General features: G+C 58.1%; 12 protein-coding genes and 1 pseudogene. 11 read left to right on the top strand and 2 right to left on the bottom strand.

Annotated elements, in window-relative coordinates; all coding sequences use genetic code 11:
- Nucleotides 1–30: 30 nt before the first annotated feature.
- The 9 genes and pseudogenes from aceF (at nt 31) to ACG0Z6_RS14220 (ending at nt 10833) form a co-directional block, all read left to right on the top strand.
- Nucleotides 31–1686: a dihydrolipoyllysine-residue acetyltransferase gene (gene aceF / locus ACG0Z6_RS14260; RefSeq protein ID WP_394462520.1), complete on the top strand. Its 1656-nt coding sequence runs from the start codon at nt 31–33 to the stop codon at nt 1684–1686.
- Between the two features lie 16 nt (nt 1687–1702).
- Nucleotides 1703–3520 carry a dihydrolipoyl dehydrogenase gene (lpdA, locus tag ACG0Z6_RS14255; protein WP_394462518.1) on the top strand — a complete coding sequence of 606 codons (1818 nt, stop codon included), beginning with the start codon at nt 1703–1705 and terminating at the stop codon, nt 3518–3520.
- A 629-nt stretch (nt 3521–4149) separates the two neighbouring features.
- Nucleotides 4150–4335 (top strand): hypothetical protein, encoded by a 186-nt coding sequence (locus tag ACG0Z6_RS14250; protein ID WP_394462516.1) that lies wholly within the window; start codon nt 4150–4152, stop codon nt 4333–4335.
- 174 nt (nt 4336–4509) lie between these two features.
- Nucleotides 4510–5319 carry a class I SAM-dependent methyltransferase gene (locus tag ACG0Z6_RS14245; protein WP_394462514.1) on the top strand — a complete coding sequence of 270 codons (810 nt, stop codon included), beginning with the start codon at nt 4510–4512 and terminating at the stop codon, nt 5317–5319.
- Nucleotides 5316–7670: a glycosyltransferase gene (locus ACG0Z6_RS14240; protein ID WP_394462512.1), complete on the top strand. Its 2355-nt coding sequence runs from the start codon at nt 5316–5318 to the stop codon at nt 7668–7670. The genes ACG0Z6_RS14245 and ACG0Z6_RS14240 overlap by 4 nt, the downstream gene beginning before the upstream one ends.
- A gap of 16 nt (nt 7671–7686) precedes the next feature.
- Nucleotides 7687–8832, top strand: a complete 1146-nt coding sequence (locus tag ACG0Z6_RS14235) for an alginate O-acetyltransferase AlgX-related protein (protein WP_394462510.1) — start codon at nt 7687–7689, stop codon at nt 8830–8832.
- Between the two features lie 13 nt (nt 8833–8845).
- A pseudogene (locus tag ACG0Z6_RS14230) lies at nt 8846–9066 on the top strand (GDP-mannose 4,6-dehydratase); the annotation flags it as partial.
- A gap of 71 nt (nt 9067–9137) precedes the next feature.
- A complete protein-coding gene (locus tag ACG0Z6_RS14225) occupies nt 9138–10304 on the top strand; it encodes a nucleotide sugar dehydrogenase (RefSeq protein ID WP_394462508.1) in 1167 nt (388 codons plus the stop codon).
- 82 nt (nt 10305–10386) lie between these two features.
- A complete protein-coding gene (locus ACG0Z6_RS14220) occupies nt 10387–10833 on the top strand; it encodes a transposase (RefSeq protein ID WP_394462506.1) in 447 nt (148 codons plus the stop codon).
- 146 nt (nt 10834–10979) lie between these two features.
- Here ACG0Z6_RS14220 and ACG0Z6_RS14215 read toward each other — a convergent pair whose 3' ends face one another.
- Nucleotides 10980–11114: a hypothetical protein gene (locus ACG0Z6_RS14215; RefSeq protein WP_394462504.1), complete on the bottom strand. Its 135-nt coding sequence runs from the start codon at nt 11112–11114 to the stop codon at nt 10980–10982.
- A 598-nt stretch (nt 11115–11712) separates the two neighbouring features.
- Between ACG0Z6_RS14215 and ACG0Z6_RS14210 the strand changes: the two genes are divergently transcribed.
- Both ACG0Z6_RS14210 and ACG0Z6_RS14205 read left to right on the top strand, forming a co-directional pair.
- The gene (locus tag ACG0Z6_RS14210; protein WP_394462502.1) at nt 11713–14535 is read left to right on the top strand and encodes a TonB-dependent receptor; all 2823 of its coding nucleotides are present in this window, start codon (nt 11713–11715) and stop codon (nt 14533–14535) included.
- A gap of 111 nt (nt 14536–14646) precedes the next feature.
- Nucleotides 14647–14874, top strand: a complete 228-nt coding sequence (locus ACG0Z6_RS14205) for a hypothetical protein (RefSeq protein WP_394462886.1) — start codon at nt 14647–14649, stop codon at nt 14872–14874.
- Here the strand turns inward: ACG0Z6_RS14205 and ACG0Z6_RS14200 are convergent.
- Complete coding sequence (locus tag ACG0Z6_RS14200; RefSeq protein ID WP_394462500.1) at nt 14866–16125, bottom strand: DEAD/DEAH box helicase; 1260 nt, start codon at nt 16123–16125, stop codon at nt 14866–14868. The genes ACG0Z6_RS14205 and ACG0Z6_RS14200 overlap by 9 nt on opposite strands.
- Nucleotides 16126–16149: the final 24 nt, after the last annotated feature.

The raw sequence follows: 16149 nt of genomic DNA, 5'->3' as shown, positions 1-16149 counted from the left end.
CCCGCCACACCGCGCCGTTGGAGACAAGACATGGCATTGGTAGAAGTCAAGGTTCCTGACATTGGCGACTTCAAAGACGTCGCCATCATCGAGCTGCTGGTCAAGCCCGGCGACAAGATCCGCGTCGAGCAAAGCCTGCTCACCGTGGAGAGCGACAAGGCGTCGATGGAGATTCCCTCCAGCCACGCTGGCGTGGTCCAAGAGCTGCGCGTGAAGCTGGGCGACACCGTCAACCAAGGGCAGGTGCTGCTCTTGCTCGAAGCCAGCGATGCCGCGGCCCCAAGCGCGCCCGCACCGGCTGCTGCTGCACCTGCTGCGCCCGCTGCGGCGCCGGCGCCTGCCGCTGCACCAGCTGCTGCGCCCGCCGCCGCTGGCCTGGTGGAGGTGGTGGTGCCCGATATCGGCGACTTCGACGAAGTGGCCGTCATCGAGCTGCTGGCCCAAGTCGGCCAGAGCGTGAATGTGGAGCAAAGCCTCATCACCGTGGAGAGCGACAAGGCCTCCATGGAGATTCCCTCCAGCCACGCCGGTGTGCTCAAGCAGCTGCTGGTGAAGCTGGGCGACAAGGTCCGCAAGGGCAGCAAGATCGCCGTGCTGGAAGTGGTGGGCGCTGTTGCCGCTCCCGCTGCTGCGCCGGCCGCTGCAGCGCCTGCTGCGACGGCCTCGTCGGCACCTGCGGCGGCCCCCGTGGCCGTGGCCAGCGTGGCGCTGCCCGCGCACGACCCCAGCGCGCCCAAGGGCAAGCTGCCCCACGCCAGCCCCAGCGTGCGCAAGTTCGCGCGTGAGCTGGGCGTGCCGCTGGCCGAGGTGGCTGGCAGTGGCGCCAAGGGCCGCATCGTGCAGCAAGACATCGAAACCTTCGTCAAGAAGGTCATGAGCGGCGCGCTGCAAACCGGCGCGCAAAAGGCTGCGGCACCCGCAGCCAGCGGTGGCGGCGCACTGCCGGGCTTGCTGCCTTGGCCCAAGGTCGACTTCGAGAAGTTCGGCCCCATCGAGCGCAAGGAGCTGGGCCGCATCAAGAAGATCAGCGGCGCCAACCTGCACCGCAACTGGGTGGTCATTCCGCATGTGACCAACCACGACGATGCCGACATCACCGAGCTCGAAGCCTTCCGCGTGCAGCTGAACAAGGAAAACGAGAAGAGCGGCATCAAGGTCACCATGCTGGCCTTCATGATCAAGGCCGCCGTGGCCGCGCTCAAGAAGTTCCCCGAGTTCAACGCCAGCCTCGAAGGCGAGGGCGACCAGCAAAAGCTGGTGCTCAAGCAGTACTTCCACATCGGCTTTGCCGCCGATACGCCCAACGGCCTGGTGGTGCCCGTGATCAAAGACGCCGACAAAAAAGGCATCTTCCAGATCAGCCAGGAAATGTCCGAGCTGGCCAAGAAGGCCCGCGACGGCAAGCTGGGCCCGGCCGACATGCAAGGCGGCTGCTTCAGCATCTCCTCGCTGGGCGGCATTGGTGGGCGCTATTTCACGCCCATCATCAACGCCCCGGAAGTGGCCATCATGGGTGTGTGCAAGAGCCAGATCGAGCCCAAGTGGGACGGCAAGCAGTTCGCGCCGCGCCTGATGCTGCCGCTGTCGCTGTCGTGGGACCACCGCGTCATCGACGGCGCTGCGGCTGCGCGCTTCAACGTGTACTTTGCGTCGCTGCTGGCGGACTTCCGCCGCATCGCGCTGTGACCCAGGAGAACCTGACATGGCATTGGTAGAAGTCAAGGTTCCGGACATTGGCGACTTCAAAGACGTCGCCATCATCGAGCTGCTGGTCAAACCCGGCGACCGCGTCGCCGTGGATCAAAGCCTGATCACCGTCGAGAGCGACAAGGCTTCGATGGAAATCCCCTCCAGCCACGCTGGCGTGGTGCAAGAGCTCAAAGTGGCCCTGGGCGACAAGGTCAACCAAGGCACGCTGCTGCTGGTGCTGCAAGCCGAAGGCGCGGCGCAAGCCGCTGCACCTTCCGCTCCCGCACCTGCTGCTGCGCAGGCCGCACCGGTGGCTGCTCCGGCACCGGCACCGGTGGCCAGCAGCTTTGCGGGCAGCGCCGATGTGGAGTGCGACGTGCTGGTGCTGGGCGGTGGCCCCGGCGGCTACTCAGCGGCCTTCCGCGCGGCTGACCTCGGCCTCAAAGTGGTGGTGGTCGAGCGCTACGCCACGCTGGGTGGCGTGTGCCTGAACGTGGGTTGCATCCCCTCCAAGGCCTTGCTGCACGTGGCTGCGGTGATGGACGAAGTCAGCCACATGGCTGATCTGGGCGTGGACTTCGGCGCCCCGGCCGTCAACATCGACAAGCTGCGCGGGCACAAAGAAAAAGTCATCGGCAAGCTCACCGGCGGGCTGGCGGCCATGGCCAAGATGCGCAAAGTCACCGTGCTGCGCGGCGTGGGCCAGTTCGTGGGCGCCAACCACCTGGCGGTGGAAGCCACCGAAGGCGAGGGCACCCAGCGCAGCGGCGCCAAGCAAGTGGTGGCCTTCAAGCGCGCCATCATTGCCGCAGGCTCCCAAGCCGTGCGCCTACCCTTCCTGCCGCAGGACGATCGCATCGTTGACAGCACCGGCGCCCTGGCCCTCAAGGCTGTGCCCAAGAAGATGCTCATCATCGGCGGCGGCATCATCGGCCTGGAAATGGGCACCGTCTACTCCACGCTGGGCGCACGCCTGGATGTGGTGGAGATGATGGACGGCCTCATGCAAGGCGCCGACCGCGACCTGGTCAAGGTCTGGGAAAAGATGAACAAGCACCGCTTCGACAACATCATGTTGAAGACCAAAACGGTGGGTGCCGAGGCCACGCCCGAGGGCATCAAGGTGCAGTTCGAAGGCCTGGATGGCACGAAGAGCGAGGGCGTGTACGACCTCGTGCTGCAAGCCGTGGGCCGCACGCCCAACGGCAAGAAGCTCGGTGCTGAAAACGCTGGTGTGGCCGTGACCGACCGCGGCTTTATCAACGTGGACGTGCAAATGCGCACCAGCGCTGCGCACATCTTCGCCATTGGCGACATCGTGGGCCAGCCCATGCTGGCGCACAAAGCCGTGCACGAAGCCCATGTGGCCGCTGAAGTGATTGCGGGCGAACTGCTGGGCGACGCCAAACTCGCCAAAGCCCAGTTCGATGCCCGCGTGATTCCGAGCGTGGCCTACACCGACCCCGAAGTGGCCTGGGTGGGCTTGACCGAAGAGCAGGCCAAGGCCCAAGGCATCAAGGTCAAGAAGGGCCTCTTCCCCTGGGCTGCATCGGGCCGCGCCATTGCCAACGGCCGCGACGAAGGCTTCACCAAGCTGCTGTTTGACGACAGCCCCGAAGCCCACGGCCACGGCAAGATCCTGGGCGGCGGCATCGTCGGCACCCATGCGGGCGACATGATCGGCGAGATCGCCCTGGCCATCGAAATGGGCGCTGACGCGGTCGACATCGGCAAGACCATCCACCCCCACCCCACGCTGGGCGAAAGCATCGGCATGGCGGCGGAAGTGGCGCATGGCTCCTGCACGGATGTGCCGCCGGCGCGCAAGTAAGCCAGCCTACCTGTCGTTTTGACGGAGTCTGATCCGTGGACGTTTGTATTGCCCCCGCAAATACCGTGTTCGGTGATGCGGGGGCAAGACCAATGGCACCACCGATTCGCCTGCGGAAATCGCCAACCGCGACACCGATTTACCGGTCTCGTCCGCAGGCCGCACAAGCGTTGCCTTCCCTTGAGCCAACCAATGTCTGCGCGCCAATAGGGCATCTCAATCCCAGCAGACACACTACACCTTGTCATCGTTACGTTCCTGCCCCTATCTTCAAAGATTAGCAATGGGCGGAGTCCGCTCTGTGACGGCCGCCCCCGATTTTCTGGTGCTCAGTCACCTTTTGCTTGCGCCAAAGGCGTTACAACCGCCTCTATCATCCAGCCCCGGCGCCATACGTCACATAAAAACAATTTCATAGGAAGATAAATACCTAGCTGCGTGGCGCGCTGGGTGCTAGTGCTTTTCCGCCTCTGTCATGGCAGTAATCAAGTTTTCTGGATGCCCAGTCGGCATCATCGCCAGCAATCTGATCCTCGGCACGGACTCAGACTTCGTCATCAATGCAGCATTGGCGCCGCAACACCTGTGGTCAGGTCAAAGCGCGCCTGCGCTGACGCCCGTGCGTGCGCATGGGCGCCAACTCCCAGCTCACCCATACCTTGGGCGGCACCTCCATCGATGTGGACTGGTGCATCCGCGTGCGCGAGCTGGGCCTGGCCGTGCGAAATGTGCACCTGCTAAGCATGGTGCACCACGAATCCAAATCACTCGGGTTTGACTTCATGAACGAGCGCAAGCAAAAGCGCGGAGCATGAGCGGGACCAGATCTTGCAAAGGTATCCCAGGCACTTTACGGGCGATGATGCGCGGTCTCCACGGTTGAGTGGCTGGTCGGGTGCGCAGAAAGGCCTCTTGTACTAATTTGATTTGCCGCGTCTTTTTTGTCAGCTTAGGTCTGATAGATTTATTTTTAGATTGTGAGGATGAAAATGAAAGTCAATCAATTGCAGATAAGTGGAAATATATTCCGTAGACCAAAATATTCTGCGCCATCTGCCTGGCATGCTCATGTGCCATTTATGTTGTGGCTGGTTTCAGTAATCAGGCCGAAGAACTTCGTAGAGCTTGGTACCCACTTCGGGGTCTCATACTTCTCGGCCTGCCAATCTGTGGCTGACCTGGAAATCCAATGTGCTTGCTACGCGATTGACAGTTGGAAGGGGGATTCGCAAGCTGGTTTCTATGACGAGTCTGTATATGAGTCAGTTAGAAAGTACAACGACGAAAACTATAGGGCCTTCTCCAGTCTCATTCGGAGCGACTTTGAGGCTGCAGTGAGTGGTTTCGAAGATTCAAGTGTCGATCTACTGCATCTCGATGGACATCATTCATATGAGTCAGTGTCAAAAGACTTTGAAAATTGGTTTCCAAAATTGTCAGAGTCAGCAGTGGTCATAATGCATGATACAAATGTTAGAGAAAAGAACTTTGGCGTGCATAAATTCTATTCTGAGATATCGAAAAAATACAAATCGTTTGAATTTATTCACGGGCACGGGCTAGCCGTAGTGCTTGTTGGGAAGGAAACCAAGCATCGATCTGAGTTCCAAGAATTGCGGAAGATTTGTGGAACAAAACAAGCCCTTCAAGATGCGCGGGACTTATTCTCGTTACTCGGTGAAGGGGCAGAGAACCGATGGAAGCTTAGTGCCGCTCAAGATGAGTTGGTCAAGCGAAGAAAGGAAGTTTCCATTCTTCGCGCAAGAAATAAAGAAGCTCTGGAAACGAAGGGGGCATGATGGTGTCGGACGCATATTTGGCAAAAATCAAGGGTTCCGAGCTCTTTGATGCGGACTGGTATAAAAAGACATATTCAATAGAAGTAGAGCAAGCTCTCCACTACTTGACAGTTGGATATACCGAGGGTTGTCAGCCATCATTGCATTTTGATGGGGATGAATACTGGCGCCGATACCCAGACGTACGGATGGAGAATTTCAACCCGCTCTTGCACTACTTGGTTCACGGAAAATCAGAAGGCCGAAGATATGTATCGGTTGCAAATCCGATCAAGTCGAAGGTTGTAAAGACATCTATCGAAGCGAACACCGTGCCCAAGCCTCTGGCAAAGGCTGAAGTCAAAGTTGCTGCAGCAAAGCCGGCAGCGCTAAAAGGTGCATTAAACACTCAAAAAAATAACGAAACATTTGTTAAGGGGTGGCTGGCGCTGATAGGTGACGAAGCGCCTAGAAGGGCTAAGCTGGTCATTGATGGAGAGGTGTTTCTTGTCGATGCCAATATATATCGGGCGGATCTAAAGAAGAATAATATAAATTCAGGAAAGCATGCGTTCGAATTTGTGCCGCCTATATCGATGATCGATGGGCGGGCGCATAAAGTAGAGTTAATCGATGAGGCAACTAGCGCCTCAATCGCATCGGCGAACTTTACTTGGCGGCAGGAGAGGGCGTTCTCCGACTTTCAAGGCTTCATGTGTCAATCGATGCTGTCGCCACTTATAAGTGCGCCATTTCGCGAAGAAGATAAACGCTGCTTTGCATTCATGGAGAATGTTACTAGGTCCCTTTGTTCTAGGGCAGAAAAATCACAAAAGCCGCTGGTATCTGTCGTTATGCCAATGCATAACCGGCAGACTACCGTTGCGTGGGCAATTCAGTCGGTACTCGATCAGACGTATGGGAATTTTGAACTAATTATCGTTGATGATGGTAGTTCGGATGAATCGGTATCCGTTGTTAAGGGAATAGATGATACTCGAATAAAGTTGCACATCTTGCCTGAGTGCGGAGGAGTTTCCAGAGCTAGAAATATTGCGGTTCAGCAATCTATAGGCGAATACATATTTTATTTGGATTCTGACAATACCTGGCGTAAGGAATATTTGGCCGCCATGGTTGGTGCATTTGACGCTCTGCCAACGGCGGATGCGGTATGCAGTGGGCAACTGTTGTATAGAGGTGATCAGCCCGAGCCGTTTGCAGCGCGGTTTGGGTCTGTAAATATATCTCTGCTCAAAAACAGAAATTACGTCGACATGAATGCGTTTGGGCATCGGCGCGAGGTTTTTGAGAGGCTTGGTGGTTTTGATGAGGCGCTAAGGAGATATGTTGATTGGGATTTGATATTGAGGATATCTGAATTTGGTGGGTTGTATTCAATTCCCGTGCTATTAAGTAATTACTATTACGATAAGGCGCCAAATGCGATTACCAACGACCCAACGCACATTGCGCACATTAATGTAGTGCGAGAAAAAACGAGCGCCCGTGCCAAAAAACGCGAGAAAAATAAAATAGATGCGCCAGATGTGGTGCGTCGAAAGGTAGCGATAATTATCCCCAGCTATCAGGCGCTTGAAGATATTTTGGAGTGCATCGATTCAATCACTTCTCAGGGTATATCAAGTTGGTGCGAGATAATTGTTGTCGATAATGCATCGGAGGCTCCGGTTGTCGAGTCCCTTCGCAAGCTGCAGGAGGCGGGGCAGATCACACTAATTGAAAATTCATTCAATTATGGATTCACATATGCTGTGAACCAGGGTATTGCTTGTGCGCCGGCCGAAGCAGACATCGTTCTTCTCAATAACGATGCTGTAGTTTCGGCTGGTGCACTTGAGCATCTTCAGGACTTTGCTCTAAGCTCTAACGAGTGCGGTTTGGCAGTGCCTGCACAAGTTTTGCCTGGAGGGACGAAGACAATTGGTGATCACGTTCCACATGCCGATGGGAATTTCGAGTGTGATGTAAATATTTCAGCGCATCACAAGAATATCTTGAAGGTCCCTCTATTTTTCAATGGCGGCCCGTTAGAGATCTCATTTGCGCCATTTTTCTGCGTCTACATAAAGCGTAGTGTTTTAGATCGTACTGGTTTACTTGATGCTGAGTTCGGGCGGCACTACAGGTCTGACAGGTTGCTGTGCGATTATGTACGTCATATTTTGAACATGAAGATATTTCATGTTCCGCAATCTATCATTTACCACAAGTTGCAACGCTCCACCGACGGCATGAGAGATTCGGGAGAAAAGACTAAGGAGTTCACCTACATCTTCAAGAGAAACCAATGGGAACCAGAGGTGAGAGACAGGTTGGGCTACGTGGACGCGCCGTGGGACTTGTTTTAATCTGACTGGAAAAATTATGATTGGCTTACTGGAGTTTTATTCGGCTGAAAGGATTTCAGGGTGGGCTAGGTTGCCATTGGAGGGTGCGGACTCCACGCTTTCAATCTTCCTTGACGGCAAGAAAGTAGGGGAGGTCAAGCCTGACTCATCGGAGTCTGGAGGAAGTTCAGGGGGACGGTTTTCATTTGCGCTAGATTTGGAAGTTAATCCACTCACTGCCGTTCGAGTTGAGGTGGTCACAACTGGTAGCGGTAAACATCTTCAGAACTCCCCAGTCAGAACTGTCTTTCCGTCGCCAGAATCGATGGCACAAGTAATCGTCGGAAAGGATGACTGGTTGTTCCTCGCAAACGACTCCAATAGGTCACATGAGCAGATGCGAGGTGAGGCCAAGCTTGGTTCAGATTTTGGAGACAGGTGGGAGCGGTTCGGCCATGGGCTTAATGAGATCGAATCGACAGGGGTTCGATGTTTTCTAATGGTTGTGCCGAACAAGGAATGTATCTACCGAGATGAGGTCTCTCCATTTCTTGATATTTCGCAGTCCCGGCCATTGTTTGAAGTAGAGGCCGCACTATCTAGATCGTGGAAAGGATTTGGTAGGCGATACCGATATCCCATCCATGCCCTCACTGATGCTCGTTATTCAGGGGCATTCCCTAAGGGGGACACCCACTGGTCAACTTACGGGGCTTGGTTAGCCTTTAGGGAGTTATTTGAGACTGATTATCCAGAGGAAGTCAAGGCGCTTGAATTGGAAATTGAGAGAGCGGGCTGGGCGGATCGGATGGAGCATGGGGATTTGGTCTCGAAAATGGGGGCGTTGTGCGTTGAACCAAAGAAGACAGCCAAGATTAGAGGCCCGAAGGTGCGGCAAACAAATGGTTTGAATAATTCAGGCTCTCAGATACATGCGGTCGATGCGTCAGTCTTGCACCCTCGGAAGATTCTCTTCATAAGAGATTCTTTTGGCTCTGCACTGATGCCTTTTGTAGGTCGTGCGTTTGGTGACGTAATGCTATCTTGGACAGGTAATGTGTCAAAGAGATTGTTAGATCTCTACAAGCCTGATGTTATTTTCATTGAGCGAGTTGAACGCTTTCTTGTGCGCCCAAGTGAAGTGGTCGCCGAAGAAGTCAACGACTTTGCCTTCATTGAATGAGGCCTAGCTTTCTATGTCAATCGTAGTCACTGGCGGCGCCGGCTTTATCGGCAGCAACTTTGTGTTGGACTGGCTGGCCCAGTCTGATGAACCCGTCCTCAATCTAGATGCGCTGACTTACGCAGGCAATTTGGCCAATCTGGCGTCGATGCAGGGCAACAGCCGCCATGTTTTTGTGCATGGTGACATTGGCTACAGGGACTGGTTGATCAACTGCTAAGGCGATCTGATCCCGCTCAGCGTCTACGGTGCTACCACTCAGGTAAAGCCAATAATTTATATAGCGTCAAATCAGGTGAGGAAAAATGAAAATCGCAGTAGCAGGCACAGGTTATGTTGGCCTTTCAATCTCGGTGCTGCTGGCCCAGCACAACGAGGTGGTGGCCTTGGACATTGACCAGGCCAAGGTGGACATGCTGAACGACAAGATCAGCCCCATCCACGATGTTGAGATCCAAGAATTTTTGAGAAACAAGGCCTTGAGCCTGCGCTTCACGCTCGATAAGGAGCGTGCGTATCGGGGGGCAGACTACGTGGTGATTGCCACGCCCACCGACTACGACCCCGAGACCAATTACTTCAACACCAAGTCGGTGGAGGCGGTGGCGCGTGATGTGCTTGCCATCAACTCGAATGCCTTGATGGTCATCAAGTCCACGGTGCCGGTGGGCTTTACTGCAGGCTTGTGCCAGAAGCTCAACACGCAGAACATCGTGTTCTCGCCAGAATTTCTGCGCGAGGGCCGGGCGCTCTACGACAACCTGCATCCCTCTCGCATTGTGGTGGGCGAGCAAAGCGCCAGGGGCGAGTCCTTTGCGCGCTTGCTGGCTGAAGGCGCCGTCAAGCAGGGCGTGCCGATCCAGCTTACCGGCTCTACGGAGGCCGAGGCGATCAAGCTCTTTGCCAACACCTACTTGGCCATGCGCGTGGCCTACTTCAACGAGCTGGATACCTACGCTGCCACACACGGACTGGATACGCGCCAGATCATCGACGGCGTGTGCCTGGATCCGCGCATTGGCAGCCACTACAACAACCCCAGCTTCGGCTATGGCGGCTACTGCCTGCCCAAAGACACCAAGCAGTTGTTGGCCAATTACGCCGATGTGCCGCAGAACATGATCGAGGCGATCGTGAATGCCAACACTACGCGCAAAGACTTTGTGGCCATGGACATCGTGCGCCGCAAGCCGAAGGTTGTTGGCGTGCACCGCCTGATCATGAAGGCCGGCTCCGACAACTTCCGGGCCAGCAGCATCCAAGGGATTATGAAGCGCATCAAGGCCAAAGGCATTGAGGTCATCGTCTACGAACCCGAGCTGAAGGATGATAAGTTCTACGGCTCGCGTGTGGTGCGCGACCTGACTGGCTTCAAGGCCGAAGCCGACCTCATCGTGGCCAATCGCCGCGTGCCCGAGTTGGATGATGTGAGCGACAAGATTTACACCCGAGATCTGTTCGGCGGAGATTGAACCCTGGGACCTAAGGAACCTCTGCATTAACCCCGTGCAAATCAGCTACCGCGCGTGCTGAGTCGCTGAGACGATGGAGGGCATGAAGCAAACGAGTCTGGGCCTGGGGCAATCGAGCAAGCGCACGCGCCGGCGTGTGTTTCTCGAAGAGATGGATCGCGTGGTGCCATGGAATGAGCTGGTGGCGTTGATCAGCCCGTACATGCCCGAAGGTCGGCGCGGTCGGCCACCGTTTGCGGTGGAGGTGATGCTGCGGGTTCATTTCATGCAGCAGTGGTTCAACCTGAGTGACCCGGCGATAGAAGAGGCGCTGCACGACATGGCGCTGTTTCGGGACTTTGCGGGCCTGGAGGGCTGGGAGGGAGCAGGTCACAAGGTGGAGCACCCGTTTCGGGTGATCAAGCGCCAGTTTGGGCATGTAAAGGTGCGCTACCGCGGACTGGTCAAGAACACGGCGCAGTTGCACGCGCTGTTTGCGCTGTCCAACCTGTGGATGGTGCGCCGCCAATTGGGTGGGGTGCAGGCATGAGTGCGCCTGCAAACTGCCAAGGGGCCGCCGCAGCGGTTCATGCGCATCGAAATGTGGCAAATGCCGCTGCCGATGAAGCAGAAATCTTGATCAACTCGCCTCTGACGACGCCTCGCATGACTGGGGGCGATTAATGCAGAGGATCCCTAGGTCGACCCGAGGCGCAGCTTCAGCGCTAGGCCCAGGCAACCCAGGGCGAAGCTGCAGGCCGACCCGGCGGCGCTGATCTCCTCAAGCTCGGCCGCCATGGCCTGCGCCCAGGGCGCCTGTGTTTTAGGCATGAGGGCCAGGCATGCGCGCATCAGCCCCCGTGCGAGCATCAGTCTCAGCCCGGTTTGCGCGGGGCGGCTCATGAGGGTTTGGCCGATGACCGCGGCGCCGCAGCCCAGCCGGCTTGGGGCTCGGCAGCCTGGCGACGCGCTCGCGCTTGTTCGAGCGCGTCGCCCATGCCGGCCAGCCAGGCACGGCCCGCTGGCGTCAGCCGGTAGGCCGCCAGCCCATGCGCGTCGCGCCAAGCACAAGGCCTCAAAACCGCAACCTTGACGCACGCTGCACGCTTTCAAACACAGCCCGCAGCGCGCTGTCGATTGCGCAGCAGCTGCGCGCTCAGCGGGCGGGCAAGCCTGCCTACGCCATTGGCAGGTTTGGGCCCCAATGGCAGCAAAACACCGCACTTTCTTGCCCTTTGCTTTCTATGCATATGCGCGTTTCTTCTGGGCACGACTCCTGCTTACGACTGAGGTGATGCTGGCATTTCGGCCTCTCCGAATTCATGCGCAATTCAGGCCGCATGCAGGCGTATTTGATTTGTCCAATGACAACCAAAAAGGGTGCTTCGTGCGTCGAATCTCTGCTCAGTCCTCTTCTACTTCTGCCGCCTTGCGCGCCCTGCGCCTGCCGGCCATCCAAGCCCAAGCACTCGGACCGGTGGCCGCCGCCGCCCTGGCCACCTGCTTGAGCCTGTCAAGCCACGCACAGTCCAATCCAGCAGTGCCTGCAACTCAAGCGGTGCCGACGGACCAGGCCAACAAGGACGACAAGGGCCCCCAGCAAGACAAGGTCCCCGAGCAAGACAAGGCCGGCAATAGCGGCGTGGCCACACCGGCCGCTGGCACCTTGGCACTGGAGGGCATCACAGTGCGCAGCCGCAATCGCATCGAAAGACTGCTGGACGTTCCAGTGTCGGTCTCTGTGGTGCAGGGCGCTGAGATTGACCGGCTCAGCGCCTACGGCATTGAAGACCTGACCAAACGGGCGGCCAATGTGTCATGGAATCTGGGCAATCAGCGCACCAGCAGCATTTCGATTCGCGGGGTCGGCAAGGTCGGGCAGACCGAGGCGCAAGATCCCAGCGTGGGCATCATCGTTGACGGTGTCAACTATGCCTACAACGCACTGACCTCCAGCTTTGACTTTGTGGACATTGATTCCGTGGAGGTCACCCGCGGCCCGCAGGGCACCTTGCTGGGCAAGAACACCAGCGTGGGCACGGTGATCTTCACCACCAAGCGCCCCTCTTTCACGCCCACGGCGGACTACAAGATTGAGTTTCGCCAGCGCGACGGCCTGTTCGCCTCCGGCGCGGTGGGTGGGCCCATCATTGACGATTTGCTGGCCTACCGCTTTGCCTTCTCGGTCAACCGGGGCGAGGGCGATATCAGAAACCGAGCCCATCCGGACATGACCTTCACCAACAAAGACCGGGTCTCAGGCCGTGCACAGTTTCTCTTGACCCCCAGTCCTGATTTCAGCGCCAGGCTGGCTTTTGATCTGCAACCCCGGGCTGGCGAGGCCACCAATGGCCGTGTATTCCCAAAGCGCATCACCACGCCCTATCTGAATGGCGAGCCGGTGTCACAGTCGGTGTCGCGTTATGAGAGGCGCTGGTTCAAGGACAACAAAGCCTACACGCCCGAATTGGCTGAGACCAATATCATCCGCGACGGGGCGCGCCCACTGGTGACCGGCAGCCGGGGTGCCACGGCCGAGTTGAACTGGAAGCTGCCCGAGCACAGCATCACCTCGATCACCGCCTACAAGGACTACCACTTCAACGCCTACAACGACGAGAACTCGCCCTTTGACATTGGGCGCAACTCCGGCGGCTTCTACATCGACTACAAGCAGCTCAGTCAGGAGGTTCGGCTCAGCTCGGCGGTGGGCGGTTTGGTGGACTACCAGACCGGCATCTACCTGCTGGGCGTGAAAAATAAGGCCACCAACTACCGGGGCTATGGCAACGATGCGGGCGCTTTCTCGGCCAGTGACTCGCAATATGCGGCCCTGGACGCCGATGGCAATGGCCGTTATCTGCTGCTCAGCTCGCTGGCCAATCTGCGTGGCGCCCTCAACGGTACCGGCGGGCAGGAAAGCATTCGCAACAAGAGTGCGGCCGTGTTTGCTCAGGCCAACTGGCACTTGGGCGACAAGTTCACATTGACCACCGGTGTCCGCGTCACCCGCGAAGACCGCCGCAACACCACCCAGACCCAGATCATTGACCAAGGCAGCGCGCCTGAGCTCAATCCCTCCAGCGTGAACGGCGTCAAACTCGGTGGCTTTGATTCCTACTGGAACAACGGCGCGGCCGACCGCTGGGTGCTCAACGGCAGGGTGGTGGTGGCGGGTACCGCCGGCGCCATCCTGGTGCCCGCAGGCGGCTATGCCCTGACCACCGACAACCGCGACACTGCCGCTGTGGCCACGGGTCAGGCGCAGGCCGATTTTGCGGCCAAGAAGTACTTCAATGCCAGCAGCTGGTCTGCCCTCACGCCGGAGCAGAAGAAGCAGCTCTATTTTGCTCAGACCATCCGCAAAAACGCCGTGGGCCAGCTCTGGAACCCGGTAGACGGCACGCCTTACAAAGCCACCCAGCCGACGCTTTTGATCAGCCCCAGCTACAAGCTGGACCGCGATATCAATACCTACTTCTCCTTCCAGCATGGCGAGAAGGCCGGCATTGCCCAGGTCTTCAACGGCAGTCCCTATTCGGTGGAGGCGGAGAAGACCAATAGCTTTGAACTCGGTTTCAAGTCGGCCCTGCTGAACAGGCGACTGATCCTCAATGCCGATGTGTTCCTGTCCAAGGTCAGCAACTACCAGCAAGGGGTGCGCATCATTGACACCAAGGCCACGGAGCAGGCGAAAGCTGCCGATCCCAAGGCCATCCCGATCTACTCAGGCATCACCGGCAATGTGCCGCGCGTCAAACTCTATGGGCTGGAGTTTGATGGCCTCTATAGCGGCCTGCCCAACACCACGCTGCGTTTCTCCGGTGCCATCAACGAGGCCAAGTTCGCCAAGTTCCCCAACGCGGCATTCCCAGCCGAAGAAGGCAATGTCGCGGTGCCAGCGGGCAAAGACTTGAGTGGCCGCACCATGGCCGGAGCCCCCAAGTTCAGCTTCAATGTCGGGGGCGATTACAACCTGCCCATTGGCAGCGACCATGTGCTGCGCTCCAGCGCCAATGTGGCCTACACCAGCAGCTACCTCTCGGATGGATCCTTGTCCATCTACTCCAGGGTGCCGGCCAATGTGCTGGTGGACGCCTCGCTGGGATTTGGCAAGCTCAACAAGAGCTTTGAGGTGGTGATCTTGGTCAAGAACTTGTTCAACAACAAGACAGTGATGAGCCAGAGTTGGGGCGAATACGCGCCGGCCCTGCCACGCACCGTCGCAGTGGCCTTCTCGACCCGCCTGTAAGTTCCCCATAGCGCCCGCCTCTAGGAGGTGCTTGCGGCCCATGCCGCAAACAGGGGAGCGCAGCCGCGCCCCCTGTGTTCACTTGCTTACTCAATTTCCCCATACACCGATTTGCCCTCGACACAGGCCAGCGCTTCCGGCTCCGTGGCCGGTGCAGCCCCAGCCAGCGTGGCTGCGGTAGAGCGACGCGATCTGCGCGTCAGCATCCATGCCATGGTCTCATTGGCCCTGGCCATCGAAATGGGCGCTGACGCCGTGGACATCAGCAAAACCATCCACCCGCACCCCACGCTGGGCGAGAGCATCGGCTTGGCGTCGATGCCGCGCTGCTCAGGCTAGGGCTGATTTGGCCTTTGCCGCCGCCGCCGCTTCGCGCAGCTTGTCCTTCTTGCTCTTGCGCAGGCCTTTGACGCCGCCGGTGGCAGGCGGGGCGGCGTCAAGATCGGTGGGCTCGAACCCGGCAATTTGCTCACGCACCACCCGCTGCGCCTGGCGCTTTTCGATCAGCCGGAAGTGCGCCTCTCCGTTGCTGCTGTGGCCGCTGACAAAGCTGATGGCTACGCCGTGCTCGCCCGCCCGGCCCACGCGGCCAATGCGGTGGGTGTAGTCGGCGGTCGAGCGCGGCAGGTCGTAGTTCACCACCACGGGCAGGTTTGGAATGTCCAGGCCGCGTGCCGCCACATCGGTGGCCACCAGGACTTGGATTTCTGAGCTCTTCAGCGCGGCCAAGACCTTGGTGCGCCCGCCCTGACTCAATTCGCCGTGCAAGGCCGCGGCATTGATGCCTTGCTTCCAGAGTTTGTCCGACACGTGTTCGGTCGCGTATTTGCTGGCCACAAACACCAGCACCCGCGTCCAGCCTTCGGTCTGCAGCAAATGGCGCAGCAAGGGCGTGCGGCGGCTTTCATCCACTTGAATCGAACGCTGATGAATGGCGGCGGCGCACTCGGGCTCGGCCGCAATCGTGATGCGTTCAGGGTTGTTCAGCAGCCCCTCGGCCAGCGCCTGCACTGCTGGCGCAAATGTGGCCGAGAAAAACAGGTTTTGGCGTGCTTGGGGGCATAGCGCCAAAACCTCTTGCAGCTCATCGGCAAAGCCCATATCGAGCAAGCGATCGGCCTCATCCAAGACCAGCGTCTTGACGGCCGACAGGTGCAAGGCATTGTGGTCGAGCAGATCGAGCAGGCGCCCGGGCGTGGCCACCACGATGTCGGCGTTGCCGCGCAAGGCCATCATCTGCGGGTTGATGGAAACACCGCCGTAGACGGTGACCACCTTGATCGGCACTGGCAAGTCCTGCGCCAGCACCTGCAGCGCCTCGCCGATTTGCGCCGCCAATTCACGCGTTGGCACCAGCACCAAAGCGCGCGTCTGGCGCACGCCAGCGCCACGTTGCAGCAGCAGGTTTTGCAAAAGCGGCAAGGCAAAGGCCGCAGTCTTGCCGGAGCCGGTCTGCGCCAGCCCCAACACATCGAGGCCACGCAATATGACGGGAATGGCGGCGGCCTGAATCGCCGTGGGCGCTTGATAGCCCTGTTCGCGCACGGCGCGGATGAGGGCGGGCGACAGGCCCAACGTAGCAAATGACATGAACAGGCCTTGGGCAAGAAACAA

This window comes from Roseateles rivi, assembly GCF_043555845.1.
Taxonomy (GTDB): domain Bacteria; phylum Pseudomonadota; class Gammaproteobacteria; order Burkholderiales; family Burkholderiaceae_C; genus Roseateles; species Roseateles rivi.
This window is presented reverse-complemented; position numbering and strand designations above follow the sequence as displayed.